This is a genomic window from Janthinobacterium sp. HH106 (genome assembly GCF_001758725.1).
Lineage (GTDB): Bacteria > Pseudomonadota > Gammaproteobacteria > Burkholderiales > Burkholderiaceae_D > Janthinobacterium.
The window spans coordinates 84,787-108,955 of sequence record NZ_LRIC01000031.1; the positions used below are offsets into that span (position 1 = coordinate 84,787).

The window sequence follows — 24,169 nt, forward strand, 5'->3', positions numbered from 1 at the left end:
GTATCATTCCAGGCTTGATCGCTCTGGAAACAACCATGCTGCCCACTATCGAACAACGCCTTGCCCTTGAACTTGCCGCCAAACCGGTGCAGGTTGCCGCCGCCATCGAACTGCTCGACGAAGGCGCTACCGTGCCCTTCATCGCCCGTTACCGCAAGGAAGCGACCGGCGGCCTCGACGATATCCAGCTGCGCCTGCTCGAAGAGCGCCTGCGCTACCTGCGCGAGCTGGAAGAGCGGCGCGCCGCCATCGTGGCCTCGATCACGGAACAGAACAAGATGACGCCCGAGCTGCTCGACGCCGTCATGCACGCGGAAGACAAGACACGCCTGGAAGACCTGTATTTGCCATACAAGCAGAAGCGCCGCACGAAGGCGCAGATCGCCATCGAAGCGGGCCTGATGCCGCTGGCCGACGGCTTGCTGGAAAACCCGGAACTGACGCCGGAAATGGAAGCGGGCAAGTTCCTGCGCGACGCGTTTACTAGTGCCGACGGCAACAACCCGGGCGTGGCCGACACCAAAGCGGCCCTCGACGGCGCGCGCCAGATTCTGATGGAGCGCTTCGCCGAAGACGCGACCCTGCTGCAAACCTTGCGCGAATACGTGCAGGAACACGGCATCGTCGAGTCGAAAGTGGTGGAAGGCAAGCAGGACGAAGGCGAAAAATTCGCCGATTATTTCGATTACTCGGAAACCATTTCCACCGTGCCATCGCACCGCGCGCTGGCGCTGCTGCGCGGCCGCCGCGAAGGCATCCTCGACGTCACCCTGCGCCTGGACACAGAAGCGGAAAAACCGAAATGGGATGCGCCGCACAATCCGTGCGAAGGCCGCATCGCCGCCCGCTTCGGCATCAAGCAGCAAGGCCGCCCGGCCGACAAATGGCTGGCAGACACGGCGCGCTGGACCTGGCGCGTGAAAAGCTTCATGCACCTGGAAACTGAACTGATGGGCGCGCTGCGCGAACGCTCGGAACTCGACGCGATCAACGTCTTCGCCACCAATCTGAAAGCGCTGCTGCTGGCCGCGCCGGCCGGCCAGCGCGCCACCATGGGCCTCGATCCTGGCCTGCGCACGGGCGTCAAGGTCGCCGTGGTCGATGCCACCGGTAAAGTGGTCGACACGGCCGTGATCTACCCGCACCAGCCGAAGAACGACTGGGATGGCTCCTTGCACACGCTGGGTCGTCTTGCCGCCAAGCACAATGTGTCCTTGATTTCCATCGGCAACGGCACCGCCTCGCGCGAAACGGACAAGTTGGCGCAGGATTTGATCAAGCAGCATCCGGAAGCGAAGATGACGAAGATCGTCGTCTCGGAAGCGGGCGCGTCGGTGTATTCGGCGTCCGAATTCGCCTCGAAGGAATTGCCGGACATGGATGTGTCGCTGCGCGGCGCCGTCTCGATCGCGCGCCGCCTGCAAGACCCGCTGGCCGAGCTGGTCAAGATTGACCCGAAATCGATCGGCGTGGGCCAGTACCAGCATGACGTGAGTCAAAGCCAGCTGGCTCGCTCGCTCGATGCCGTGGTGGAAGATTGCGTGAATGCCGTGGGCGTGGACGTCAACACGGCGTCCGCTCCCCTGCTGGCGCGCGTGTCCGGCCTGTCGGCCAGCGTGGCGCAAAGCATCGTCACCTACCGCGACATGAAGGGCGCGTTCACCTCGCGCGCGGCCTTGAAGGCCGTGCCGCGTCTGGGCGACAAGACCTACGAACAGGCGGCGGGCTTCCTGCGCGTGATGGGCGGAGAGAACCCGCTGGACGCCTCGGCCGTCCACCCGGAATCGTACCCGCTGGTGGAAAAGATTTTGGCCGACATCAAGAAGGATATCAAGGCCGTCATCGGTGAGACCGCCTTGCTGAAAACCCTCAGCCCGGCAAAATACGCGGATGAAACCTTCGGCGTGCCGACCATTAGCGATATTCTGAAGGAACTGGAAAAGCCGGGCCGCGACCCGCGTCCGGAATTTACCACCGCCACCTTCAAGGAAGGCGTGGAAGAAATCCGCGACTTGCGCCCGGACATGATTCTCGAAGGCGTGGTCACCAACGTGGCCGCCTTTGGCGCCTTTGTCGATATCGGCGTGCACCAGGATGGCCTCGTGCACATCTCGGCCCTGTCGAACACGTTTGTGAAAGACCCGCACACGGTGGTGAAAGCAGGCCAGGTCGTGCGCGTGAAAGTGCTGGAAGTCGACGAGAAGCGCAAGCGCATCGCGCTGACCATGCGCCTGACGGACAGCGCGCCGCAAGCGGGCAGCAAGCCCGAGCAGCGTGGCGACCGCAACGACCGCCGCAGCATGGCGCAGCACCAGTCGCAGTCGCGCAACGCGCCCGAGCCGGCCGGCAGCATGGCCGCCGCCTTCGCCAAGCTGCGCGGCTAAGCCCATGGCCGCCGGGCGTGACCTCGTCATCCTGGCGGTGGACGCCGCCAGCCCGGATGCCCAGCTGCTGCTCGACGCATTGTCGGACGCGCTGCTGCGCATCAATGGCGACAGCGGCCGTTCCTCCTTCGATGTCGAAGCGGCAACGCCGCGCGGCGGCTTTTACCTGGCCCGCGATGCGGCTGGAGCACTGCTCGGTTGCGCCGCCCTGCGCCCGCTGGGCGGGCCGGACAGTTCCATAGGCGAACTCAAGCGCATGTATGCGCATCCCGGCAGCACAGGCGTGGGCGCGGCCCTGCTGGCCCACGTGGAGGCGCAGGCGCGCCGGCATGGCTATCAGGCCCTGCACCTGTCCACCCGCGTGGCAAATGCCCGCGCGGTAGCGTTTTATGCCAGGCACGGCTATGTGCCGGTCCTTGCCTGGGGCAAATACGTGGGCGCGGCACAATCGACCTGTCTGGGCAAGACCTTATAAGCGTCAACGTGGCTGACTTGCCCGATTTATGACTTGAGCGCATACCCGTGCCGTCGTTTTCTTATAAAATGACGGCATCTATTTATTTACCCATCAGAGGCAGCTATGAGCGACGTACAAACCTGGATCAAAGAAACCGTGACGAACACGCCAGTCGTGCTGTTCATGAAGGGCACGGCCCAGTTCCCGCAGTGCGGCTTTTCCGGCCGCGCCATCCAGATCCTGAAAGCGTGCGGCGTGGAAAACATCGCTACCGTCAACGTGCTGGATGATCCGGAAGTTCGCCAGGGCATCAAGGATTACTCGAACTGGCCGACCATTCCGCAGCTGTATGTCAAAGGCGAGTTCATCGGTGGTTCCGATATCATGAATGAAATGTTTGAATCGGGCGAACTGAAGTCCCTGCTGGATGCCTGATAGCCAAACGCAGCGGCCGCGCCGTATCGTCGTGGCCATCACGGGCGCCACGGGCGCCGTGTATGGCTTGCGGCTGCTGCAATTGCTCGGCGCCATCCCCGGCGTCGAGACGCATCTGGTCCTGTCCGATGCCGCTGTTTTGACCCTGCACCAGGAAACGGGCGTGGGACGCAAGGACGTCGAAGCGCAGGCGCACGTCGTGCACAAGCTGCGCGACATCGGCGCGTCGATCGCCAGCGGCTCGTTTCAATCGGATGGCATGGTCGTCGCACCGTGCTCGATGAAGACCCTGGCGGCCGTCGCGCACGGCTTGTCGGATAATCTGATCACGCGGGCCGCCGATGTGGTGCTCAAGGAGCGCCGGCGCCTGATCCTGATGGTGCGCGAAACGCCGTTCAACCTGGCGCACCTGCGCAATATGACGGCCGTGACCGAAATGGGCGGCATCATCTTCCCGCCCTTACCGAGCTTTTATCACCACCCGCAGAGCATTGCGGAGATGGTCGACCATACGGTGGCGAGGGTCATCGACCTGCTCGGCATCGAGCACGCCCTGGCACCGCGGTGGAATGGTTTGAAGTCCGCTGGCGACACCCCTATCCTCTAGTTGGCGTCACGAATTAACTGGCATCACGATGCCTGACAAAAGCGTAGCGAGCGGCAGTGATTTGTGGCCGAGAAGCGCAACCGTGCTCTAGCACGGTGAGCATCGCCGGCCGCAAAGCGCGACGCGCAGTAGCTTTGGTCAGGCATCCCTCACCTCTTGTCGAACTGATGAGCACTGGCCTGCTTCAAATCCCTGGCTTCTTCAACCATCCTGCGGTGGGCGATCCGTTTGCGCATCACTTCCGCATGTTGCGCGGCAGTCATGGGGGGCACGGTCATCAAGTCCTTCAGCTGCGCGGTATTGCTGTAGTTACTTTTCATAAGACGGCTCAAATGCTCGGCTCCGTAGTGGATGAACTGGCTGCTTCTGATGTGATTATGCGCTGGTATTGGCCGCTGCGCCGCTGCGTACGGGATTATTGTCAAATAATTCCGCTGCAGCGCAACATGCGAGGTCTTATTGTGCGGCAAAATCATGTCTCCAGTATGACCTTGCGCAAATAAAAGGACAGGGGGAGCGCCGCCAGCGTAAGGCGGACGGCGCCGGCCGGGGAGGGCCTGAATGCTTACTTTTGGTAGTTGACTCTCACCAGCATGCGAATAAATTCTCGCGCGATTTGACGATGATGTTCATCCAATCTTTGCAAATCGGCAATTAATTTCACATCGGCGGACTCAAAGCGCGATAAAGCGCTGCCCGCTTCACCATTCGGCGTGGCGCTTTCCGGGCCGCCAAAACGCAACCATTCCGCGGGAACGCCCAACCATTGGGCAATCATGCGCAATTTTTCTTGCGTGGGAATTGCTTCACCTACTAACCATTTCCTAGCTGCATGCACAGTAATCGGGCGTCCATCGAAACGGATGTTGAATTCCCGGGCCAGTCTGGTCGGGCTGTCTGGAGAGTAATGGGCGTTTTTGAGAGCCAACTGAAGTCGCTGGCTGAAGCTTTCGCGTTCGTTAGAAGAATTCATAGGTGTACTATTTCATGTTGTAACATGAAAGTCAGTTTCTTGAATGACCATACAGATTGTTACATTTGAAAAGAGTATCAATTAACAATTAACACTCCGGCCGGGCTTTTCAGGTCAAAAAGTGGGCCGAATTTTCTCTTGCGATTCTGCGTGGCTTCGGGTCAAATTCGCGGCTAGCCTTGATTTTCGCACTGCAGCACGATTCAAAGCCTCGGTTTGGCATTACAACGTACGGTATCGGATAATGCCCTCCTCTGCCGATACATGCAATGCCCATGTCATACAATTTCTTGTAGACAAAGTTTTCAGAAGGGCCATTTTGTTTCCAATATGGAAACGACATGAACGACGTGTTCATAGTGAAACGTTGTTTTTTGATCGTGCCTACTGGAAAGAATCTGCACCTAAAAAATTTTACTGCCATCGCAGCGAAAAGAATGTCGCCGTTATGCCAGGAAAGCTCTTTTTGGTGTCATCTTGGCCACCAACTCTCGATCTTAAGCGCGTTTGTGCAAGAAGAATCAATTTATTTTCAGTAATTGTTGTCTGATTCGCCAAATTCTCCCTTTACGCCTTCTTTTTTCTTTGTTGCAGCACGGGCAGGGCACGCTACAATAGTATTGACGTTGACGTAAACGGCACTTTGCCACCACCTGTCTCGCCGCATCCCATCTGACGACCGACCACCCATGCAACCGACACCGCCCGCACCCATGACGACCTATACCATTACCGAACTGGCGCGGGAATTCGACATCACGGCGCGCGCCATCCGTTTCTATGAAGACCAGGGCTTGCTCAGCCCGAAACGCGAAGGCGCCGGCGGCCGCAGCCGCGTCTACACACCGCGCGACCGCACCCGCCTGAAACTGACCCTGCGCGGCAAGCGCCTGGGCCTGGCCTTGTCGGAGATCAAGAGCCTGGTCGACATGTACGAGTCGCCGAAGGACACGCGCGCGCAGATGGACCGCTTCTTGGGCGTGCTGGCGCAGCACCGGCAGACCCTGGAGCAGCAGCGCATCGATATCGAAATGGCGCTGGCGGAAATCAGCGCGCATGAAGACGCGTGCGCGCGCATGCTGGCGGACTTGAACCTTGATAAGGCGCAAACAAGCTAGCAAGGCAAGCGGCGCACACCTGCCGCGCGCGCCACTTTACGTTTACGTAAACGTCACAACTGAGTATCATAGCTTCACTGACCCGGCACCCATGACCGCCACACTTATAACGACGACGAGGACGACATGCTCCATCTCCCAGGCTTGACCTTTGACCACGGCGACGACATCGCCTCCCTGCGCGAAGCGATCCAACAATTTGCCGCCGCCGAAATCGCGCCGCGCGCGGCCGAGATCGACCGCACCGACCAGTTCCCCATGGACCTGTGGCGCAAGATGGGCGACATGGGCTTGCTCGGCATCACCGTCAGCGAAGAATACGGCGGCGCCGGCATGGGCTACCTGGCGCACATCATCGCCATGGAAGAGATCTCGCGCGCCTCGGCTTCCGTCGGCCTGTCCTACGGCGCCCACTCGAACCTGTGCGTGAACCAGATCAAGCGCAACGGCACGGCCGAGCAAAAGGCGAAGTACCTGCCGAAACTGATCACGGGCGAACACATCGGCGCGCTGGCCATGTCGGAACCGAACGCGGGTTCGGACGTCGTCAGCATGAAGCTGCGCGCCGACTTCAAGGGCGACCGCTGGGTCTTGAACGGCACCAAGATGTGGATCACCAACGGTCCCGACGCGGACGTGCTGGTGGTGTACGCGAAGAACGACCTGGAAGCCGGTCCGCGCGGCATGACGGCTTTCCTGATCGAAAAGAATTTCAAGGGCTTTTCCATCGCGCAAAAGCTCGACAAGCTGGGCATGCGCGGCTCGCACACGGGCGAACTGGTATTCCAGGATTGCGAAGTACCGGCCGAAAACGTACTCGGCGGCCTGGGCAAGGGCGTCAACGTGCTGATGTCGGGCCTCGATTTCGAGCGCACCGTGCTGTCCGGCGGCCCGCTGGGCATCATGCAGGCCTGCATGGACCTGGTCGTGCCCTACGTGCATGACCGCAAGCAATTCGGCCAGCCCATCGGCGAATTCCAGTTGATGCAAGGTAAGCTGGCCGATATGTATTCGACCATGATGGCGTGCAAGGCCTATGTCTACGCCGTGGGCCAGGCTTGCGACCGCGCCACCACGCCGGAAGCCGTGCGCCAGTTGCGCAAGGATGCGGCCGGTGCCATTCTGTATAGTGCGGAAAAGGCGACCTGGATGGCGGGCGAAGCGATCCAGGCGCTGGGCGGCAACGGCTACATCAACGAGTATCCGGCTGGCCGCCTGTGGCGCGATGCCAAGCTGTACGAAATCGGCGCCGGGACCAGCGAAATCCGCCGCATGCTGATAGGCCGCGAACTGTTTGCGGAAACCAAGTAAGCACGGGCGCGCGGCGATCGACTGGGTGAGGAGCCATTCATGCGAGCACAGCTATGACGCACATTGCCTTCCCCAAATTGCTCTCTTCCCAGATTGCATTCGATATCGCGCGCACCATCCGCGACGGCTTCGACAAGCATTACCGCCTGTTCCGCGCAACGAGCCAGCAAGCCAAGCGGTATTTCGAGCAAGGCGCCTGGAGCGCGGCACAGACGGCGGCCCGCGAACGCATCGACTTCTATGACAAGCGCGTGCAGGAATGCGTGCAGATGCTTGAAGATGAGTACGAAGAGTCGGAGTTGAGCGACGAAGTGTGGCGTGAACTCAAGCTGCACTACATCGGCATGCTGACGGAACACAAGCAGCCGGAACTGGCGGAAACCTTCTTCAATTCCGTCTGCTGCAACATCCTGCACCGCACGTATTTCAATAACGACTATATTTTCGTGCGCCCCGTCGTTTCCACGGAATACATCGAAACGCAAGACCCCGCACCCACCTACCGCGTGTATTACCCGGGCCAGGACGGCTTGCGCGATACCCTGACGCGCATGGTGAACAACTTCCAGCTGGACTGCGCATTTGCCAACCTGGAGCGCGACGTAGCCCAGGTGGAAGCGCGCCTGCAGCAGCTGTTCGGCAGCGACCGGCTGGAGCCGAACCACCAGCTCCAGGTCCTGACCAGTTTGTTCTACCGCAACAAGGGCGCCTACCTGGTCGGCAAGGCCATCAACGGCAACCGCGAATACCCGTTTGTCGTGCCCATCCTGCACAACCGCCACGGCAAGCTGGTGCTCGATACGGTGCTGTTCGAGCAGCAGCAGATCGCCGTGCTGTTTTCGTTTACGCGCGCGTATTTCCTAGTGGATATGGAAGTACCGTCCGCCTATGTACAATTTCTCCGAAGTTTGCTCCCGCGCAAGCCTCGCAGTGAGATTTATACGATACTGGGCTTGCAAAAGCAGGGCAAGACCTTGTTTTACCGCGACTACCTGCAGCATTTAAAACACTCGTCGGACCACTTCGAGAGCGCGCCCGGCATTCGCGGCCTCGTGATGCTGGTATTTGCCCTGCCGTCGTTTCCGTATGTCTTCAAGGTGATCAAGGATTTCTTTCCTCCTCCCAAGGAAACCACGCGCGCGCAAGTCCAGCAAAAGTATTTGCTGGTGAAACACCACGACCGCGTGGGCCGCATGGCCGACACGCTCGAGTATTCCAACGTGGCTTTTCCCCGCGCCCGCTTTGCCGCGGAACTGCTGGCCGAGCTGAAGCAGTTCGCCCCCTCGCTGATCGAGGAAGAGCACGGGCAGATCATCATCCGCCACCTGTACATCGAGCGGCGCATGGTGCCACTGAACATGTGGCTGAGCAATGCCGAGAAAGAAGGCCGCGATGACCTGGTGGAACACGCCATCGTCGAGTATGGCAACGCCATCAAGGAACTGGTGGCGGCGAATATTTTTCCTGGCGACATGCTGTATAAAAATTTTGGCGTGACCCGTCATCAGCGTGTCGTTTTTTACGATTACGATGAAATCGAGTACATCACCGATTGCCAGTTCCGCGTCATCCCGCAAGCCCGCACGGAGGAGGAAGAAATGTCGGCCGAACCGTGGTATCCCATCGGCAAGCACGATGTGTTTCCCGAACAATTCGGCACCTTCCTGCTGGGCAATCCCCGTATCCGTAAATATTTCATGCAGCACCATGCCGACCTGCTGACGGCCGCCTACTGGCTGGCGCGCAAGCAGCGCATCGAAGACGGCCATATCGAGGACGTCTTCCCGTATCCGCAGCACCTGCGTTTTTGTATGCAGTCACCTTCCCACCCCTCAAACGGAGATCCAACATGAATGATCCAGTCGTAATCGTCGGTGCCGCGCGCACCCCCATGGGCGCCTTCCAGGGCGACTTTGCCACCGTCACCGCCAGCGACCTGGGCGCCGTGGCCATCCGCGCCGCCGTCGAGCGGGCCGGCGTGGCGCCGGATGCCGTTGAACACGTGTTTTTCGGCAACTGCCTGATGGCTGGCCAAGGCCAGGCGCCCGCGCGCCAGGCCTTGCGCAAGGCGGGCTTGCCCGATTCCACGGGCGCCGTGACCCTGTCGAAAATGTGCGGCTCGGCCATGCAGACGACCATGTTCGCGCATGACACCTTGCTCGCCGGCAGCGCCGACGTGGTGGTGGCGGGCGGCATGGAATCGATGACCAACGCCCCCTACCTGGTACCGAAGGCACGCGGCGGCTACCGCATCGGCCACGGCATGATCTATGATCACATGATGATGGATGGCCTGGAAGACGCCTACAGCCGCGATGAAAAGGGCAATGCCCGCTCGATGGGCACGTTTGCCGAAGAGTGCGCGAGCCAGTACAGCTTCACGCGCGAAGCGCAGGATGCGTTTGCCATCGAATCCGTGAAACGCGCGCAGGCCGCTACCAAGGATGGCAGTTTCGAATGGGAAATCGTGCCAGTCACCGTTTCCGGCCGCGGCGGCGACACCGTCGTCAGCATCGATGAAGGCCCGCAAAAAGCCCGCCTGGAAAAAATCCCGACCTTGAAAGCCGCCTTCAAGAAGGATGGCACCATCACGGCCGCCTCGTCGTCGTCGATCAACGATGGCGCGGCAGCCCTGGTGCTGATGCGCGAATCGACGGCGAAAAAACTGGGCTGCACCGTCATCGCGAAAATCCACGGCCACGCCACGCACGCGCAGGCGCCGAACGAGTTCACCACGGCCCCCATCGGCGCCGTGAAAAAACTCTACGCCAAGACGGGCTGGAGCAGCAGCAATGTGGACTTGTTCGAGATCAATGAAGCGTTCGCCGCCGTGCCGATGGCCGCCATGCATGACCTCGACATTCCGCACAGCAAGATCAACATCCACGGCGGCGCGTGCGCGCTGGGCCACCCGATCGGCGCCTCGGGCGCGCGCATCATCGTCACCCTGCTGGGCGCCCTGAAGAAAACCGGCGGCAAGCGCGGCGTGGCGGCCCTGTGCATCGGCGGCGGCGAAGCGACGGCGATGGCGATCGAACTGGTATAAGCTGTTCCTGAGCACGGGCGCGCACGGCGGTTCACGGTGCGCGCCTTTCATTTTATTTTCAGGGAGAAAAATATGCCTACCGCATTGATCATCGGCGCCTCGCGCGGCATCGGCCACGAAATCGTCCGTCAATACCGCCACGATGGCTGGCGTGTGATCGCCACGGCGCGCACGCCGGACGCCTGCGAGGCTCTCAAGCAACTGGGTGCGGAAGCGCACCAGCTCGACGTGACGGATGTGGAAGGCTGTGCCGGCCTGGGCTGGAAGCTCGACGATGAAAAACTCGACGTGGCCATCCTCAACGCGGGCGTGTATGGCCCCCGTCACGACGGTTTTCCTGCGCAAGCCGATTTTGACCTCGTCATGCACACCAACGTGCTGGCGGCCATGCGGCTGCTGCCGATATTGGCGCCGCTGGTGGCTAACGCCAAGGGCAAGCTGGCCGTGCTGTCCTCGCACATGGGCTCCCTGAGCGAGCGCGGCAACCCCAGCGGTTCGCTGTACCGCGCCAGCAAGGCCGCCTTGAATTCCGTGCTGATCGACACGTCCCTCGTGCATGGCCCGCAAGGCGTCAGCTGCGTCGCTTTCCACCCGGGCTGGGTGCGCACGGACATGGGCGGCGCCGGCGCGGATATTTCACCGGAAGAAAGTGCTGCCGGCATCCGCGCCACCCTGGCCAGCCTGTCGGCCACGGACAAGGCCGTGTTCCGCAACTACGACGGCAAGCCCATAGGCTGGTAACTCCCCACACACCATAAAAACAAACGAGACGACGTCCCATGATACTCAATGAAGAACAATCGATGATCCAGGAAGCGCTGCGCAGTTTTTCGCGCGAGCGCCTGGCGCCCAATGCGGCCCGCTGGGACAAGGAACATCATTTCCCGAAAGAAGAATTGCAGGAACTGGCCGCGCTGGGCGCCTTTGGCGTGGCCGTGCCGGAAGCGCTCGGTGGCGCCGGCCTCGACTATGTATCGCTGGCCCTGGTGCTGGAAGAAATCGCCGCCGGCGATGGCGGCACGTCGACCATCATTTCCGTGAATAATTGCCCCGTGTGCAGCATCGCCATGATGTACGCCAACGACGCGCAAAAGGAACAATGGCTGCGCCCGCTGGCGCAAGGCACGATGCTGGGGGCGTTTTGCCTGACGGAACCGCACACGGGCAGCGACGCCTCCGCCCTGCGCACCACGGCCACCCTCGACGGCAATGCATACGTCATCAACGGCACGAAGCAGTTCATTACCAGTGGCAAATATGCGGACGTGGCCATCGTCATGGCCGTCACCGACAAGGCGGCCGGCAAGCGCGGCATCAGCGCCTTCTGGGTGCCGACGAACACGCCCGGCTACATCGTGGCGGGACTGGAACAGAAGATGGGCCAGCATTCGTCGGACACGGCGCAAATCCTGTTCGAGAACTGCCGCATCCCCGCGGAAAATCTGATAGGCGAAGAAGGCCAAGGCTACAAGATCGCCCTGTCCGGCCTGGAAGGCGGACGCATCGGCATCGCTTCGCAAGCCGTGGGCATGGCGCGCGCCGCGTATGAAGCAGCGCTGAGCTATGCGCGCGAACGGGAAAGCTTCGGCAAACCCATCTATGAACACCAGGCCGTGCAATTCCGCCTGGCCGACATGGCCACGCAGATCGAAGCGGCGCGCCAGCTGATCCGCCACGCGGCGGCCATGAAGGATGCGGGCTTGCCCTGCCTGAAGGAAGCGGCGATGGCCAAGCTGTTCGCGTCGGAAATGGCGGAAAAAGTGTGCTCGGACGCCATCCAGGTGCACGGCGGCTACGGTTATGTGTCCGATTTCCCCGTCGAGCGCATCTACCGCGACGTGCGCGTGTGCCAGATTTACGAGGGCACGAGCGATATCCAGAAGATTTTGATTGCGCGGGCGCTGTAAACCCCAGGCAAAAGCTGGGGTCAGACCCCCCATATGCGTTGGCGCGGAGCTTTGCGTTAGCGTTGTTGTGGGTCTGACCCCATACGCCAACGATGGACGAAAAAAAGCCCGCTAAAACGCGGGCTTGTTCCAATGTATTACCAATGCTTTAATCGTGTCATGGACGCCAGTGCTATCTGCAAAGTGCCTCCTGATTTTCGGACTCCCATGCTATCTGCATGGTGACTCCAAGGTGTAAATCGACCATCGTATCCGGAATTACAAAATCCATTTCTTCGCACTGTCACGCCATCGACATTACACCTGTCGGTCGCCGCGCTGAAACTGGATGGTGAGATAATTTGTTGCCAAATCTCAATCACTGAACGGAGTATAGCACAGCTTTTTGTGCAATGCAACAATGAATTGAAGCCATACGTTAAATCAAGTCCTTAGCGCCAGCGGCTTGTCTTCTTCGCCGCCACGGGCCACTCTTTCGTACTCGGAAATCACTTGCGCGCCCAGCAGCAGCAGGGTGGCGCCGATTTCCAGGCTGAACATGACGACGATGGCCGTCGTCATCGAGCCGTACACGACATTGACCTGCGACAAGGTGGAAAAATACCAGACCAGCACGTGGCGGGCAATTTCCCACAGCAGGGCCGCCGTCACGCCGCCGATCAGCGCATGCGTGATCGACAATCTTCCCACCGGCATGACCAGGTAGATCGAGCTGAGCACGAGGATTTCGCCGCCCAGCCCCAGCAGATACAGCAGCACGCCGGACACGCCTTCCAGCCCCCAGTCATGACGCAAAAAGCGCACGCTTTCCTCGCCCATCACCTGCAAGCCGCCCGCCACCAGCGTGATGAGCAAGATGCCCACGCCCAGGCACAGGATGTAGCAGTACGGCAGCACGGCGGAAATGAGGAAATGGCGGCGGCGGATGGCGACGCGGTGGACAAAGATCACACTCATGGCGTTTTCCAGCACGGTAAACGCCAGCGAGCTGAAAAAGAGCATGGTCAGCAGCAGCAGCCAGCCGATCACGCCCCGGTTGTCGAGAAAATGCGCGATCTCGCCCACGATGGCCTTCGATTGCCCCGGCACCAGCCATTCCAGGTAGTGGCCGATTGTTTGCAGCAATTCATCCTGCGCGATTACGTGCGACAGGGCCACCACCACCAGCATCAGCAGGGGCACGATGGACAGCAGCGAGTAATACGCGACGGCGCCCGCCAGCAGCAAGCCCTGGTTGGCGCGGAAACCCTTGAGCACCTGCAGCGCGAAGGCCAGCGGGTGGCTGAGGATGTAGGTACTGGCGTGGCGGTTGATCATGGCGGAAGCGGTGTAGAAGGCGGCGCGGCCTCGTGCCACGCCTTATCACACTAGCATACTGACAATCGCCCCGCTGCACCGTACGCTAGCAGACGGCCGGCTCCAGCAAGGTCAAGGTTTGCCGGTCCGCATCCAGGGTGGCCAATATGCCCATCGGTAGCGTGAACTGGTGGCGGATGTGGCCAAACGAGTAGCCGCTGACGGCCGGCACGCTCAAGGGCAGCAAATGCTGGTCCAGGGTGGCATCGAGGGTCAGCGCCGTATCGCCCTCGGCCGCCTCGCAATGCTCGAAAATGCCCAGCATCAAGGCCGCCGCGTGCTTGAAACCGACGGACAGGTCGAGCTGGCACAGCATGCGGTCGATGCGGTACGGCACTTCATTGATTTCTTCGAGGAACAAGATATGCTCACGGAAATCGGCCGCATACGGCGTGCCGGCCAGCGCGCTGACCATGCACAGGTTGCCGCCCGTCAGGCGCCCCGTCGCCTGGCCGCCATGCACGGTGCGGATGGCGAAGTTCGGCTGCGTCTGCGCGCGGCGGTGGTTGTCCAGCGCCATCGGTATCGTATAGCTGTCTTGCGGCGTCATCAGCACATTGCGCAGCTGCGTCACCGTGTAGTCGGAAAACGTGGACGAAGCCACGGGCCCGTGGAAAGTCACCAGGCCCGTCTGGCTGGCGATGGCCAGGTGCAGGGCCGTGATATCGGAATAGCCGATCAGCACTTTCGGATTGCGCTGGATCAAGGCGTAATCGAGCAGCGCCAGCAGCGAAATGCAGCCTGAGCCGCCACGGATGGCCCAGATCGCCTTGACCTCGGGATCGGCGAACGCCGCGTGCAGATCGTCGAGGCGCTGCCGCACCGTGCCCGCATAGTTGCCGTGCACGGCGCGGATGTTAGCGCCCAGACTGGCGCGCAGTCCCAGCGATTCGATGTTGCGCTGGGCCTTGGCGATGGATTCCTCATCCGTAAAACCGCCCGGCGCGATAATGGCCACCAGGTCGCCGTCGCGCAAGCGCGCCGGTTTGATCAATGCGTGTGGCTGTTGCATGCGTTTGCCCTTCCCTTGCGCGGCCGCCGCCCATGCCGGTGTACCTGCCGCCCCGAGAGTGGCGGCCAGCAAGCCGCCGAAGCGGCGCCGGCTGAGATTGGTCTGACTGGACATGCGGCCCTTTCCTGGAATAAAAACGGCGACGCCAGGCGCCGCCGCACGAGGTTAGCATGCCGACGGGATCGCCGCCGGCATGACCGCCTTACATGAACTTGTACTTCAGCTGGAACGACAGCGAGCGGCCGCGCGGGTCGGCCACGCGCGGGTCCCAGCCGGCGCCCACCACGTCATCCACGTTGTGCGCAGTGAATGGCGGGTCGCGGTCGAACAAGTTCTGGATACCCACTGTGATGGTGGTATTTTTGAAGCCCGTGTACGTGCCCGACAAGCTGTACGTGGTGTAACTGGACACATCGGATTTGAAACCTGGTGGCGGCGTCCCCTTGCCATCATTCGGTACCTGGTCCTTGTAGCCGGAAGCAAAACTCTGCACGAGCAAACCGCTCCAGTCGCCGCGCGATACGCTGAAGCTGGCATTGTGTTTCCAGCGCAAGTACAAATCACGCGTGTAGAAGTTGCCAACCAGCTCCTTGTATTCTTGCCCCTTGTATTCGGCAAACTTGAAGCTGTCCATATACGTGCCGTCCAGGGTTGCAGTCCATTTCGCGTCCTGGACCTTGCCTTCGCCGCGCAAGCTCACGTCCAGGCCGCGCACGCGGCTGCCACCCGCATTGAACCAGCCCGCCTGCACGTAATCGATGGTGCCATCGGGTTTGCGGAAGATGTACTGGTTCAGCGCCTGGTAATTGGCCAGCACGACTTGCGGCGTGCGTTTCAGGAGCTGGTCCTGGGTATTGATGGCCCAGTAATCGAACGAGGCGGAGTAACCCTTCACCGGTTCGATGACGATACCTACGCTGCCCTGCTTCGACGTCTCCGGCTTCAGGTTCAGGTTGCCGCCCGTCGTGTAAATGAGGCGGGGAATGGAACAGTATTCGGTCACGCCGGGATGCTTGATACAGCCTTCCGGATCTTTCACACCATTCGGCAATTCCTGCGTCAATACACCTGAATAGAGCTGGTCGAAACTCGGCGCCAGGAATCCCTTGCTGGCCGAGGCGCGGAACAGGACGAAATCGGCCGGTTGGTAACGCAAGGCAATCTTGGGATTCGTGGTGGCGCCCACCTGGCTGTAATCGTCACGACGCACGGCCAGCTGCATTTCCAGGTCTTTCATGATGGGTACCAGCAACTCGGCATACACGGCCTTGACGTTGCGGCTGACATCCTTCAAGGCGGCATTTCCTGGCGCCAATAGAATAAGGTTGGCATCGACATCCTGTCCAAAACTGTAGCCCTCGCGGCGTAAATCAAAGCCGGCGGCCATCGCCACGGCGCCAGCCGGCAGCTGGAACAGCTCGCCGGATACGGAACCGTCGATCTGCGTCAGGGTCGTCTTGCCATGCTGGAAGTCGCCACGGAACTTGGTCGATTCGATCAATTGCTTGGCCGCTTCCGTCTGGCTCTGGCCGGCGCCCACCCATGGATTGATGATCCCTGTCCCCAAGGCCGCATATAACTTGTCCGTGTAGGAATAGCCATCGGTCAGCTTGGTCTTGGTGGTACTCTGTGCGTAGGAAACGCCGGTCTTGTAATCCCACTTGCCGAAGTTGCCTTCAAAACCCAGCAGCACGCGCGCATTGTCGGTGGTGTTTTCCTGCGTGCGGTTACCGATCTCATTGGCGCGCCATTTGTAGGCAATCGGCTTGGTATTGTCGAACGTGGGAATATAGGCCGACAAATCCTGGTAATACGCGCCGCCGACCGGATACACGGCCTTGTTGGCGATGCTCGTCTGCACCTGCATCGGCGTCAGGATGGCCGTGGCCTTGGTGCGCGAACCGAGCACTTCGACAAACATGCGGTGGTCGGGTGCCAGCTGGAAGGTGCCGCGCGACAGCAGATTGGCCCGCTCGACGGGAAATTGCAGCACATAGTCGGCGCCGTAATCATACGCACACGAATGCGTGGTGCTGCGCGGTGAGGTCACGTCTTTCCACAGTGCCGTCTGATACTGCGACATGCCGGCGATGCTGTCGCACTTGCCCTGGAAGCTCAGGGGATTGGCTTGCAGATACACCGTCGGGTCGCCAGGCAAGGTGTAACCGCCAATAAACGTCCCTGGTTTTGTCGGATCAGGATTGGGGATTTGCAGTGCCGTGCCCGGCCCCGACATCTGGTTGGCGAATGGCGTGCCCGTGGTGTCGGGCGACAGGCCCCGGCCAGGCTGGTAGCCGTTCACGAAGGAGCGGTCGCTGCCGTTCAGGCGCTGCGCCTTGTCGACGGTCAGGCTGGCCATGAGGTTGTAGCCATCCTCTTCCAGCGAACCCGTGCCGGCCAGGAGCGAGGCGCGGCGCGTGGCGCCGCCGCCTGCCTGCGTATCGTTGGTGGAAACGGACGCTTCCACGCCGCTGTAATTGGTTTTCAGAATGAAATTGATCACGCCGCCGATGGCGTCCGTGCCGTAGATGGCCGAGGCGCCATCCTTGAGGATTTCCACACGAGAAATTGCGCCCAGCGGAATGGAATTCAAGTCGACGGCACGGCCACTGGCACCATGCGTGGCCACGCGGCGGCCATTCAGCAGTACCAAAGTCGCGCCCGGTCCCAGCCCGCGCAGCGAGGCGAACGAGGCGCCACCGGCAAGACGGTCGGCGTCGGCGCCAAACACGTTATTGCCCGAAGTCATGTTCTCGGCACCTGTGCCATTCGCCGACAGGGTGCGCACCAGTTGCTCGGCCGTCGTGATGCCCTGCTTTTCCATCTGATCAAAGGTGATGACTTGCACCGGCAGCGCGCCTTCCTTGGCCACGCGCTTGATGCTGCTGCCCGTCACTTCGACCCGTTGCATCGCTGGCGCCGCCGCTTCCTGTGCCATCACCGGCCCCGCCACCCCCATCAATGCCACCAACTGCGCTAGTTTCTTCAATTTCACTGGTCTCTCCTTGTTGGGCAATCGAAACTTGAGTTCTCAAGTCCAGGCTGTTTTGTAAGGTCGCGGCGTCTGTCTCGCGGTACATTTTTTTATGACGCCAGCGCTTTACTTTATTTGTTTTCATTTTCAGAGTAGCGCGATGCGTCCGGGCCCAGCCAATGAAAAATGCTTTCCTAACCATAACTTTTTGGAATGAATGCCCTTTTCAGCGACGTGGTCACTTGCCTGCGGGGCTACCCTTGGTTTTGTCCACGTCCAGATAGCGCCAGGACGTGAATTCCACAGGGTGGCGCCTGTAGTTTTTTAGCCACGGTTGCTGCAGGTCGGCAGAGATGGGATGCGTCAGCAGCACCCACGGCGTGTAAGCGTGGATCAGCTGAAACAGGTCGAAGTACAGACTGCGTCGGCGCGGCGTATCGGATAGCAGGCGCGCCTCCTCATAACGTTTATTGTAATCGGGCAAATTGAAGCGGGCATAGTTGGCGCGGCCAACGTTGCCACCATACAACAATTGCATAAAGTTATCGCCATCGGGGAAGTCGGCGATCCAATTGGTCTCGAACATCTGCACCTTGCCCAGGCGCGACGCCTTGATGATTTCCGTCTTCTTGTCGCTTTTAAACTCCACGCGCAGGCCGATGGCGTTCAGGTTGCGCCGCCACAATTCATCGCGCAACCGGCCCACCGTGCTCGGCTCCGTGTGCATGGTCAGGATCAGGGGCGTGCCGTCCGGCTGCGTGCGAAAGCCGTCGGCGCCCGCCTTGTAGCCGAAGCGGTCCAGCAGCGCACGCGCCAGCGCCGGATCGTAGCCGACGGGGCTGCGGTAATGCTTGTCGTAGCCGAGCACGTTGGGCGGCAGCGGCGACTGCGCCGGCAAGGCCAGGCCTTTCTTTAATAGCGCGATGTCTTCGCGGCTGTTGTAGCTGAGGGCAATGGCGCGCCGCAGGGCCAGCTTGTCCTTGCTCATGCCGCCCAGCACGGGATCGTCCATATTCATCCACATGTAATACGTCTGCAGCACGGGAAAGCGCGTCAGCTGCAAGCCCTTGGCGGCCAGCGCCGGTTTCAAGGCGCCGTTTTCCAGCACCATGTCCGTCATCGATTCCGGCACTTGTTCCAGGTAATCGAATTCGCCTTTCAGAAAGCCCAGCATGCGCGATTGATATTCCTCGACGATCCGCACCTCGATGCGCTCGACCAGGGGCAAACGTTTACCCTCCAGCGCGGCGGCGATGGCGCGCGCGTCGACCGGCAAGGCGGCCAGCGCAGTGGTTTCCGTATGGAACACGGTGGGGCGGAAAGTCGGGTTGGCTTGCAGCACGATCTTGTCGCTGCGCTTCCATTCCTTCACCAGGAACGGTCCCGTGCCCACGGGATGGTTGCCGATCTGCCCTGCCGCCGGGTACGCTTCGGCCACTTCGCGCGCCACCACGGCGGTCGCCGGCATGGCCAGGTAGAACAGGAAATTCGGGTCGATGGCGTTGAGGCGAATGCGCAGGGTGTATTTGTCCAGCGCCTGCAGGCCGGCGATCGGCGTGTCGTAGCTGAATTTGCTTTTCAGGGCCGCGTCGCCCACCAGCTTATCTTCCAGCAAGAACAGCCACGGCGACTTCAGGCTGGGGTCATACAGCCGCGTCAGGCTGTACACATAATCCTGCGCCGTCACTTCGCGCGGCTGGCCCTTGAAGGCGGGATCAGGGGTGAAAAAAATACCGGGCTGCAAGTGAAAGGTATACATGCGGCCGCCATCTTCCACGGTCGGCAAGCCGCGCGCCGTATTGCCCTGCAGCTGTACCGGGCGCGCCAGGTAGTCGTAGCGCAGCAAGGGGTCAAAAATGTTTTCCATCAAATTCAGGCTGGCCAGGTCCGAGGCCACGGCCGGGTCCAGGCCCGTCTCGCTGGTGCTTAAAAATAAGTGCAGGGTCTTGTTCGCGCGGGCATCGGTGGCGGCCTCGGCGGGCGCGGTAAACAGCGTCAACAGGGCCAGGCCGGCGGCGCAGGCGGTTTTGCGTAAAAACATCATCAGTGATCCAGTGCAGACAAGGGTAACGAACAGCGATAAGCGACAGACATCCCCCACACTACGCGGGCAAGCTACGGGGCGCCAATGAAAACAGGCTGCCAGCTTATAACTTTTTGGCATGCGATTGCTGCATTCTTTCATCAACTCGTATCGGGCTGCCTCTATACTTTGTTTGCAGTACCTTTTCACCTCCCCGAAAGACAGAACTGATCGCATATGGCACTTAATTACATCTGGTCCGGCTTTTTCCTCGTTGGCTTCCTGGCCGCAGTGCTGCAGTGGCTGTTTCTCGGCGATACCGATATCTTCAAGCGCATCATCGACGGCACGTTCGAAACGGCGCGCATGGGAGTGATGGATATCGCCCTGCCGCTGGCGGGCGTGATGACCTTGTGGCTGGGCATCATGAACATCGGTGAAAAGGCGGGCATCGTCGGCTGGCTGGCAAAAGTCATCGCGCCCTTCTTTTCGCGCATCTTCCCGGAAATTCCCAAGGACCATCCGGCCACGGGCCACATGGTGATGAATTTCTCGGCCAACCTGCTGGGCCTGGACAATGCGGCCACGCCCTTCGGCCTGAAAGCCATGGAAAGCCTGCAAACCTTGAACCCGAACAAGGAAGAGGCGACGAATGCGCAAATCATGTTTTTGGTGCTGCACACCTCGGGCCTGACCCTGATTCCGCTGGCCATCATGGCGCAGCGCTCAATTCTCGGCGCGGCCGACCCGTCCGACATCTTTATCCCCTGCATGATCGCCACCTATGTCGCCACCATGGTCGGCATCATCACGGTCTCCATCAAGCAACGCATCAACTTGCTCAACAGGGTCGTGCTGGGCTGGATGGGCGGCATGACGAGCGCCATCGTCGCCATGATCTGGTACTTCACGCAATACCTGACGAAGCAGGAAATCGAGCTGGTCTCGAAAGTGGTCAGCAACCTGGTGTTGATCAGCGTCATCGCCATCTTCATTATCGGCGCCTTGCGCAAGAAGGTGAACGTGTACGACGCCTTCATCGAGGGGGCGAAGGGCGGCATCCAGACCTCGATCACCGTGATTCCCTACCTGGTCGGCATGCTGGTGGCCATCAGCGTGATCCGCAACGCGGGCGTGTTCAATTTCCTGATGAGCGGCATGAACTGGTTCTTCGCCAACCTGGGCATCAATACGGACTTCGTGCCCGCCCTGCCGACTGCCATGATGAAGCCGCTTAGCGGTTCCGGCTCGAAAGCCATGATGATCGACGCCATGAATACCTATGGCGTCGACTCCTTTGTCGGCCGCCTGGCCTGCGTCTTCCAGGGCTCGGCCGACACCACTTTCTATATCGTGGCCCTGTACTTCGGCTCGGTGGGCATCCGCAAGACGCGCTATGCCATCACGGCCGGTCTGATCGCCGATCTGGCCGGCGTGATCACCGCCGTCTTCGTTGCCTACGTCTTTTTCCACTAAGGAGAGCCATGTTCCGTCCCATCCTCATCGCCGCCTTGCTGGCTGGCATCGGCTTGTCGAATGCACAGGCGCAATTGCCCGAATCCGTCAGCCTGCTGCTGCGCGGCGCGAATATTCCCGAAGACGCCATGGGCGCCATCGTCTTGCGCGGCAACACCACCGTGCTGTCGCATGGGGCCGAGCGCAGCATGCAACCCGCATCCACCATGAAGCTGGTGACGACGGCCGTGGGCCTGGAGCAGCTGGGCCCCATCTTCCGCGGCCGCACGGAACTGCGCACCAGCGCCGACGTCATCAATGGCGTGCTGAAGGGCGACCTGATCCTGCGCGGCGGCGCCGACACGGATTTCAACGCGGACGTGCTGGAACACATGCTGCAAACCCTGCGCAACCAGGGCATCGTGAAAATCAAGGGCGATCTGATCCTCGACCGCCAGTTGTTCCAGCCGGCACGGCCCGATATCGGCGTGCCGCCGTTCGACGAGTCGGCCGAGTTCCGCTACAACGTCATCCCCGATGCCTTGTTGTTGAACACTAATTTGCTCGATATCAATATGAACTCGACGGACCGGCAATTGAGCATCCTCATGCAGCCGCCGCTCGAGAATGTCAGCATCACGAGCGACATGAAACTGGTCAAGGGCAATTGCGCGCGATGGGAAGATGGCTGGCGTCCGCCAGAATACCGGCGCGATGCGAGCGGCAAGCTGCAAGTGATTCTGCACGGCACTTTCCCGCAAAACTGCAGCAAGGCGACCAGCATCAATGTGCTTGACCGCAACGATTATGCAGACCGCTTGTTCCGCGCCACGTGGAAACGCCTGGGCGGCACGATTACGGGCACGGTGCGCGAAGCGCCGTTGACCGGCTTGCCGCCGACGGCCGAACCCGTCGGCACGCGCATGCTGGCCGACCACGTGGCGCGCGCCTTGCCGGAAGTATTACGCGATATCAACAAGACCTCCGACAACACCCTGGCCCGCACCCTGTTCCTCAGCTTGGGCAGCTTGCAAAGCGATGGCTGGCTAGGCAGCCGCCCCGTCGCCATGGCTGCGCCGGAAGACACGGCCAGCCGGGCGCGGCAAGTGATCCAGGAATGGTTTCAGCGGCACCATATCGACACCCAGGGCATGCTGGTCGACAACGGTTCCGGCTTGTCGCGCACGGGACGCATTGCGCCAGCGCAAATGGCTGGCGTGCTGCAGGCGATGCAGCAAAGCCCGTGGGCGCCCGAGTTCCAATCCAGCCTGCCCATCGTGGCGCTGGACGGCACCATGCGCAAGCGCCTGCTGAACAGCCCGGCCGCCGCGCGGGCCCGCATCAAGACGGGGACATTAAAAAATGTGGTCGCCATCGCCGGCTACGTACCTGATGCGAATAATCAACAGTGCGTAGTGGTCGCCATGATCAATAGCGACTTGGCGGGCAATGGCAATGGCCGCGCCGCCGTCGATGCGCTGATCGAGTGGGTGGCCAGGAGCGGCGCCGTGCCGGTGGTGGCCGGCCAATAAGGCCGGTAGCGGCCTAGCGTGGTGCGCTGGCAAACGCCAGGCGCAGCACATACGCGGCGACGGCGCCGATTAGCAGGATCGTCACCAGCGACGCTTCCACACCGAAGGCGCCGCCCGTCAGCATGGCATTGCCCGCCAGTTCGCCGCGCAGCAGGCCGTCCGTGGCCGCGTGGCCCGATACCGTCGAGGAAAACACTTGGCTGACACAGTAATTCCAGCCGACATGCGTGCCGATGCACACCCACAGGCGGCGCGTCCGCATGTACAGTGCGGCCTGCAGCACGCCATAGGCGACAATCGCGGCGATGGCCAGCAGCGAAAAACCGGCATTGGGAAAATGGGCCAGGGCGAACACCAGCGATGAAATCACGATGGCGGCCTTGCTGCCCAGCGCACGTGCCGTCACGCCGAACAGGATGCCGCGAAACATCATCTCCTCGGCCATGCCGACCAGCACGAGTTCCGCCAGCGGCAGCAGCAACATGAAGCTCGGGGCGTTGACGCCGCTAAACTGATATACGCCCAGCGCTGCCAGCACGACAAAGGTGAGAAAGACCAGTCCGGCGCCGAGCAGCAATCCGCGTCCCAGTTCACGCGCCATGCCCGGCATTGCCAATTCGGCCGGCTGGCGCTTCTCGATGCACCGCACATAGAAACGGTAGCCGCACCACACCAGCAGCGCCGCCAGCAACTGCGGCCACAGGATGCGGTAGGGCTTTTCCACCAGTTGGGAAGCGGTGCCCATTACCAGCGGTATCCCGGCAAAGGTAAGGACCATGCCCAGCACAATCTGCACCAGGGGATAGGCCATCAGGCGGGCCAGAGGGGATTTTTTTGTTGCCATGCTCAGGGTATTGTCCATCGTCGCTTTCCTCAGACAGTTTTCAGGGCGTTGTTTTTAGCTGCTTGCTTGTATCGCGGATGCGCTCGCCAAATGAGCGCTGTTCCAGCATCGTGATGGCTTGCGCCAGGCATGTGGATAAAGGAAATGCCAATTCCGCATCCAGGCTATCGGCAGCACACTTGGTCGCCTGCCAGCACCTCTGCAGATGGGGCAGCAAGGCCTCGCCCTGGCTGCTCAGGCGTACCACACGCTGGCGGCCATCCTCGCCACCGGCTGCCACCAGCAGCAAGCCTTCCTTTTTCATCAATGCCACCGTTTGCGTGACGGCTGGCTGCGTGATGCCCGCCAGCTCGGCCAACTGGCCGATGGTCGCGCTCTGCTGTTGCGCCAGCACCCGCATCACGGGCGTGTAGCGCGGCCGGTAATCGAGACCCGCGTCCGCGTAGGCTTGCTGGACGGCGCCGTCCAGCAGTTCGATCAGGTGGCGTAGTTGTGTTCCGAGTCCTTGTTTCATGTAGCGATAGTAACAGCATTTACATAAGCACTTATATAAATACTGAAAGCTGTTGCATTTTATGCACAAAGTAGCAGGGGGTAGCTGAAAAGAGGAGGAGTGGCGAGGAATCGCCAGACGAAAAAAAACCCCACCGGAATCCGGCGGGGTTTTTCTCTTACTGCGTATAACAAGCCTGACGATAACCTACTTTCACACTGGTTGCAGCACTATCATCGGCG

At 60.7% G+C, this 24,169-nt stretch carries 20 protein-coding genes; 13 read left to right on the plus strand and 7 right to left on the minus strand.

Translation table 11 applies throughout. The features are described 5' to 3' along the window. Window positions 1-35 precede the first annotated feature (35 nt). The 5 genes from JAB8_RS14700 to JAB8_RS29530 all read left to right on the plus strand — a co-directional run bounded on the left by JAB8_RS14700 (window position 36) and on the right by JAB8_RS29530 (window position 4,386). Window positions 36-2,384, plus strand: coding sequence for a Tex family protein (locus JAB8_RS14700; protein ID WP_070221739.1), 2,349 nt, complete (start codon window positions 36-38; stop codon window positions 2,382-2,384). Between the two features lie 4 nt (window positions 2,385-2,388). Further along, complete coding sequence (locus JAB8_RS14705) at window positions 2,389-2,859, plus strand: GNAT family N-acetyltransferase (RefSeq protein WP_070221738.1); 471 nt, start codon at window positions 2,389-2,391, stop codon at window positions 2,857-2,859. 105 nt (window positions 2,860-2,964) lie between these two features. Beyond that, a complete protein-coding gene (gene grxD / locus JAB8_RS14710; RefSeq protein ID WP_034753766.1) occupies window positions 2,965-3,276 on the plus strand; it encodes a Grx4 family monothiol glutaredoxin in 312 nt (103 codons plus the stop codon). Next, the gene (locus JAB8_RS14715; RefSeq protein ID WP_070290343.1) at window positions 3,269-3,883 is read left to right on the plus strand and encodes a UbiX family flavin prenyltransferase; all 615 of its coding nucleotides are present in this window, start codon (window positions 3,269-3,271) and stop codon (window positions 3,881-3,883) included. The genes grxD and JAB8_RS14715 overlap by 8 nt, the downstream gene beginning before the upstream one ends. A gap of 167 nt (window positions 3,884-4,050) precedes the next feature. Beyond that, entirely contained in the window at window positions 4,051-4,386 is a 336-nt protein-coding gene (locus JAB8_RS29530) for a hypothetical protein (RefSeq protein ID WP_162995524.1), read from the plus strand. Between the two features lie 62 nt (window positions 4,387-4,448). Here the strand turns inward: JAB8_RS29530 and JAB8_RS28200 are convergent, their stop codons facing one another. Continuing rightward, the gene (locus JAB8_RS28200) at window positions 4,449-4,856 is read right to left on the minus strand and encodes a hypothetical protein (RefSeq protein ID WP_034753756.1); all 408 of its coding nucleotides are present in this window, start codon (window positions 4,854-4,856) and stop codon (window positions 4,449-4,451) included. Between the two features lie 713 nt (window positions 4,857-5,569). Here JAB8_RS28200 and JAB8_RS14725 point away from each other — a divergent pair. The 6 genes from JAB8_RS14725 to JAB8_RS14750 all read left to right on the plus strand — a co-directional run bounded on the left by JAB8_RS14725 (window position 5,570) and on the right by JAB8_RS14750 (window position 12,238). Beyond that, complete coding sequence (locus JAB8_RS14725) at window positions 5,570-5,974, plus strand: MerR family DNA-binding transcriptional regulator (RefSeq protein ID WP_046683171.1); 405 nt, start codon at window positions 5,570-5,572, stop codon at window positions 5,972-5,974. Window positions 5,975-6,100: 126 nt separating this feature from the next. Further along, window positions 6,101-7,285 carry an isovaleryl-CoA dehydrogenase gene (locus JAB8_RS14730; protein WP_070260712.1) on the plus strand — a complete coding sequence of 395 codons (1,185 nt, stop codon included), beginning with the start codon at window positions 6,101-6,103 and terminating at the stop codon, window positions 7,283-7,285. A gap of 53 nt (window positions 7,286-7,338) precedes the next feature. Further along, the gene (gene aceK / locus JAB8_RS14735; RefSeq protein ID WP_070290345.1) at window positions 7,339-9,138 is read left to right on the plus strand and encodes a bifunctional isocitrate dehydrogenase kinase/phosphatase; all 1,800 of its coding nucleotides are present in this window, start codon (window positions 7,339-7,341) and stop codon (window positions 9,136-9,138) included. Further along, complete coding sequence (locus JAB8_RS14740; protein ID WP_070290347.1) at window positions 9,135-10,331, plus strand: acetyl-CoA C-acyltransferase; 1,197 nt, start codon at window positions 9,135-9,137, stop codon at window positions 10,329-10,331. The genes aceK and JAB8_RS14740 overlap by 4 nt, the downstream gene beginning before the upstream one ends. A 72-nt stretch (window positions 10,332-10,403) precedes the next feature. Continuing rightward, window positions 10,404-11,072, plus strand: coding sequence for an SDR family oxidoreductase (locus JAB8_RS14745; protein ID WP_070290349.1), 669 nt, complete (start codon window positions 10,404-10,406; stop codon window positions 11,070-11,072). 38 nt (window positions 11,073-11,110) lie between these two features. Further along, window positions 11,111-12,238 (plus strand): acyl-CoA dehydrogenase family protein, encoded by a 1,128-nt coding sequence (locus JAB8_RS14750; protein ID WP_070290356.1) that lies wholly within the window; start codon window positions 11,111-11,113, stop codon window positions 12,236-12,238. Between the two features lie 423 nt (window positions 12,239-12,661). Here JAB8_RS14750 and JAB8_RS14755 read toward each other — a convergent pair whose 3' ends face one another. The 4 genes from JAB8_RS14755 to JAB8_RS14770 all read right to left on the minus strand — a co-directional run bounded on the left by JAB8_RS14755 (window position 12,662) and on the right by JAB8_RS14770 (window position 19,624). Beyond that, a complete protein-coding gene (locus JAB8_RS14755) occupies window positions 12,662-13,555 on the minus strand; it encodes a YihY/virulence factor BrkB family protein (RefSeq protein ID WP_070290360.1) in 894 nt (297 codons plus the stop codon). A gap of 85 nt (window positions 13,556-13,640) precedes the next feature. After that, entirely contained in the window at window positions 13,641-14,720 is a 1,080-nt protein-coding gene (locus JAB8_RS14760; RefSeq protein WP_070290362.1) for an LD-carboxypeptidase, read from the minus strand. Between the two features lie 88 nt (window positions 14,721-14,808). Continuing rightward, a complete protein-coding gene (locus JAB8_RS14765) occupies window positions 14,809-17,601 on the minus strand; it encodes a TonB-dependent receptor (protein WP_070290364.1) in 2,793 nt (930 codons plus the stop codon). Between the two features lie 217 nt (window positions 17,602-17,818). Beyond that, entirely contained in the window at window positions 17,819-19,624 is a 1,806-nt protein-coding gene (locus JAB8_RS14770) for an ABC transporter substrate-binding protein (protein WP_175445202.1), read from the minus strand. A 216-nt stretch (window positions 19,625-19,840) separates the two neighbouring features. Between JAB8_RS14770 and JAB8_RS14775 the strand changes: the two genes are divergently transcribed. Further along, on the plus strand, window positions 19,841-21,079 hold the full coding sequence (locus JAB8_RS14775; RefSeq protein WP_034753725.1) for a nucleoside recognition domain-containing protein: 1,239 nt from the start codon (window positions 19,841-19,843) through the stop codon (window positions 21,077-21,079). Between the two features lie 8 nt (window positions 21,080-21,087). Then, window positions 21,088-22,590, plus strand: a complete 1,503-nt coding sequence (dacB, locus tag JAB8_RS14780; protein ID WP_070290365.1) for a D-alanyl-D-alanine carboxypeptidase/D-alanyl-D-alanine-endopeptidase — start codon at window positions 21,088-21,090, stop codon at window positions 22,588-22,590. A gap of 13 nt (window positions 22,591-22,603) precedes the next feature. On the opposite strand, the gene JAB8_RS14785 is transcribed toward dacB, so the two are convergent. Both JAB8_RS14785 and JAB8_RS14790 read right to left on the minus strand, forming a co-directional pair. Beyond that, window positions 22,604-23,452, minus strand: a complete 849-nt coding sequence (locus JAB8_RS14785; RefSeq protein ID WP_070290367.1) for a CPBP family intramembrane glutamic endopeptidase — start codon at window positions 23,450-23,452, stop codon at window positions 22,604-22,606. A gap of 22 nt (window positions 23,453-23,474) precedes the next feature. Then, window positions 23,475-23,948, minus strand: a complete 474-nt coding sequence (locus tag JAB8_RS14790) for a MarR family transcriptional regulator (protein WP_070221725.1) — start codon at window positions 23,946-23,948, stop codon at window positions 23,475-23,477. Window positions 23,949-24,169: the final 221 nt, after the last annotated feature.

Coding starts and splice junctions, on each gene's coding strand:
- dacB (WP_070290365.1), top strand. CDS start 21,088: ATGTTCCGTCCCATCCTCATCGCCGCCTTGCTGGCTGGCATCGGCTTG.
- JAB8_RS14775 (WP_034753725.1), top strand. CDS start 19,841: ATGGCACTTAATTACATCTGGTCCGGCTTTTTCCTCGTTGGCTTCCTG.
- grxD (WP_034753766.1), top strand. CDS start 2,965: ATGAGCGACGTACAAACCTGGATCAAAGAAACCGTGACGAACACGCCA.
- JAB8_RS14790 (WP_070221725.1), bottom strand. CDS start 23,948: ATGAAACAAGGACTCGGAACACAACTACGCCACCTGATCGAACTGCTG.
- JAB8_RS14715 (WP_070290343.1), top strand. CDS start 3,269: ATGCCTGATAGCCAAACGCAGCGGCCGCGCCGTATCGTCGTGGCCATC.
- JAB8_RS14750 (WP_070290356.1), top strand. CDS start 11,111: ATGATACTCAATGAAGAACAATCGATGATCCAGGAAGCGCTGCGCAGT.
- JAB8_RS28200 (WP_034753756.1), bottom strand. CDS start 4,856: ATGAATTCTTCTAACGAACGCGAAAGCTTCAGCCAGCGACTTCAGTTG.
- JAB8_RS14740 (WP_070290347.1), top strand. CDS start 9,135: ATGAATGATCCAGTCGTAATCGTCGGTGCCGCGCGCACCCCCATGGGC.
- JAB8_RS29530 (WP_162995524.1), top strand. CDS start 4,051: ATGAGCACTGGCCTGCTTCAAATCCCTGGCTTCTTCAACCATCCTGCG.
- JAB8_RS14755 (WP_070290360.1), bottom strand. CDS start 13,555: ATGATCAACCGCCACGCCAGTACCTACATCCTCAGCCACCCGCTGGCC.
- JAB8_RS14785 (WP_070290367.1), bottom strand. CDS start 23,452: ATGGACAATACCCTGAGCATGGCAACAAAAAAATCCCCTCTGGCCCGC.
- JAB8_RS14705 (WP_070221738.1), top strand. CDS start 2,389: ATGGCCGCCGGGCGTGACCTCGTCATCCTGGCGGTGGACGCCGCCAGC.
- JAB8_RS14700 (WP_070221739.1), top strand. CDS start 36: ATGCTGCCCACTATCGAACAACGCCTTGCCCTTGAACTTGCCGCCAAA.
- aceK (WP_070290345.1), top strand. CDS start 7,339: ATGACGCACATTGCCTTCCCCAAATTGCTCTCTTCCCAGATTGCATTC.
- JAB8_RS14725 (WP_046683171.1), top strand. CDS start 5,570: ATGACGACCTATACCATTACCGAACTGGCGCGGGAATTCGACATCACG.
- JAB8_RS14770 (WP_175445202.1), bottom strand. CDS start 19,624: ATGATGTTTTTACGCAAAACCGCCTGCGCCGCCGGCCTGGCCCTGTTG.
- JAB8_RS14745 (WP_070290349.1), top strand. CDS start 10,404: ATGCCTACCGCATTGATCATCGGCGCCTCGCGCGGCATCGGCCACGAA.
- JAB8_RS14730 (WP_070260712.1), top strand. CDS start 6,101: ATGCTCCATCTCCCAGGCTTGACCTTTGACCACGGCGACGACATCGCC.
- JAB8_RS14760 (WP_070290362.1), bottom strand. CDS start 14,720: ATGTCCAGTCAGACCAATCTCAGCCGGCGCCGCTTCGGCGGCTTGCTG.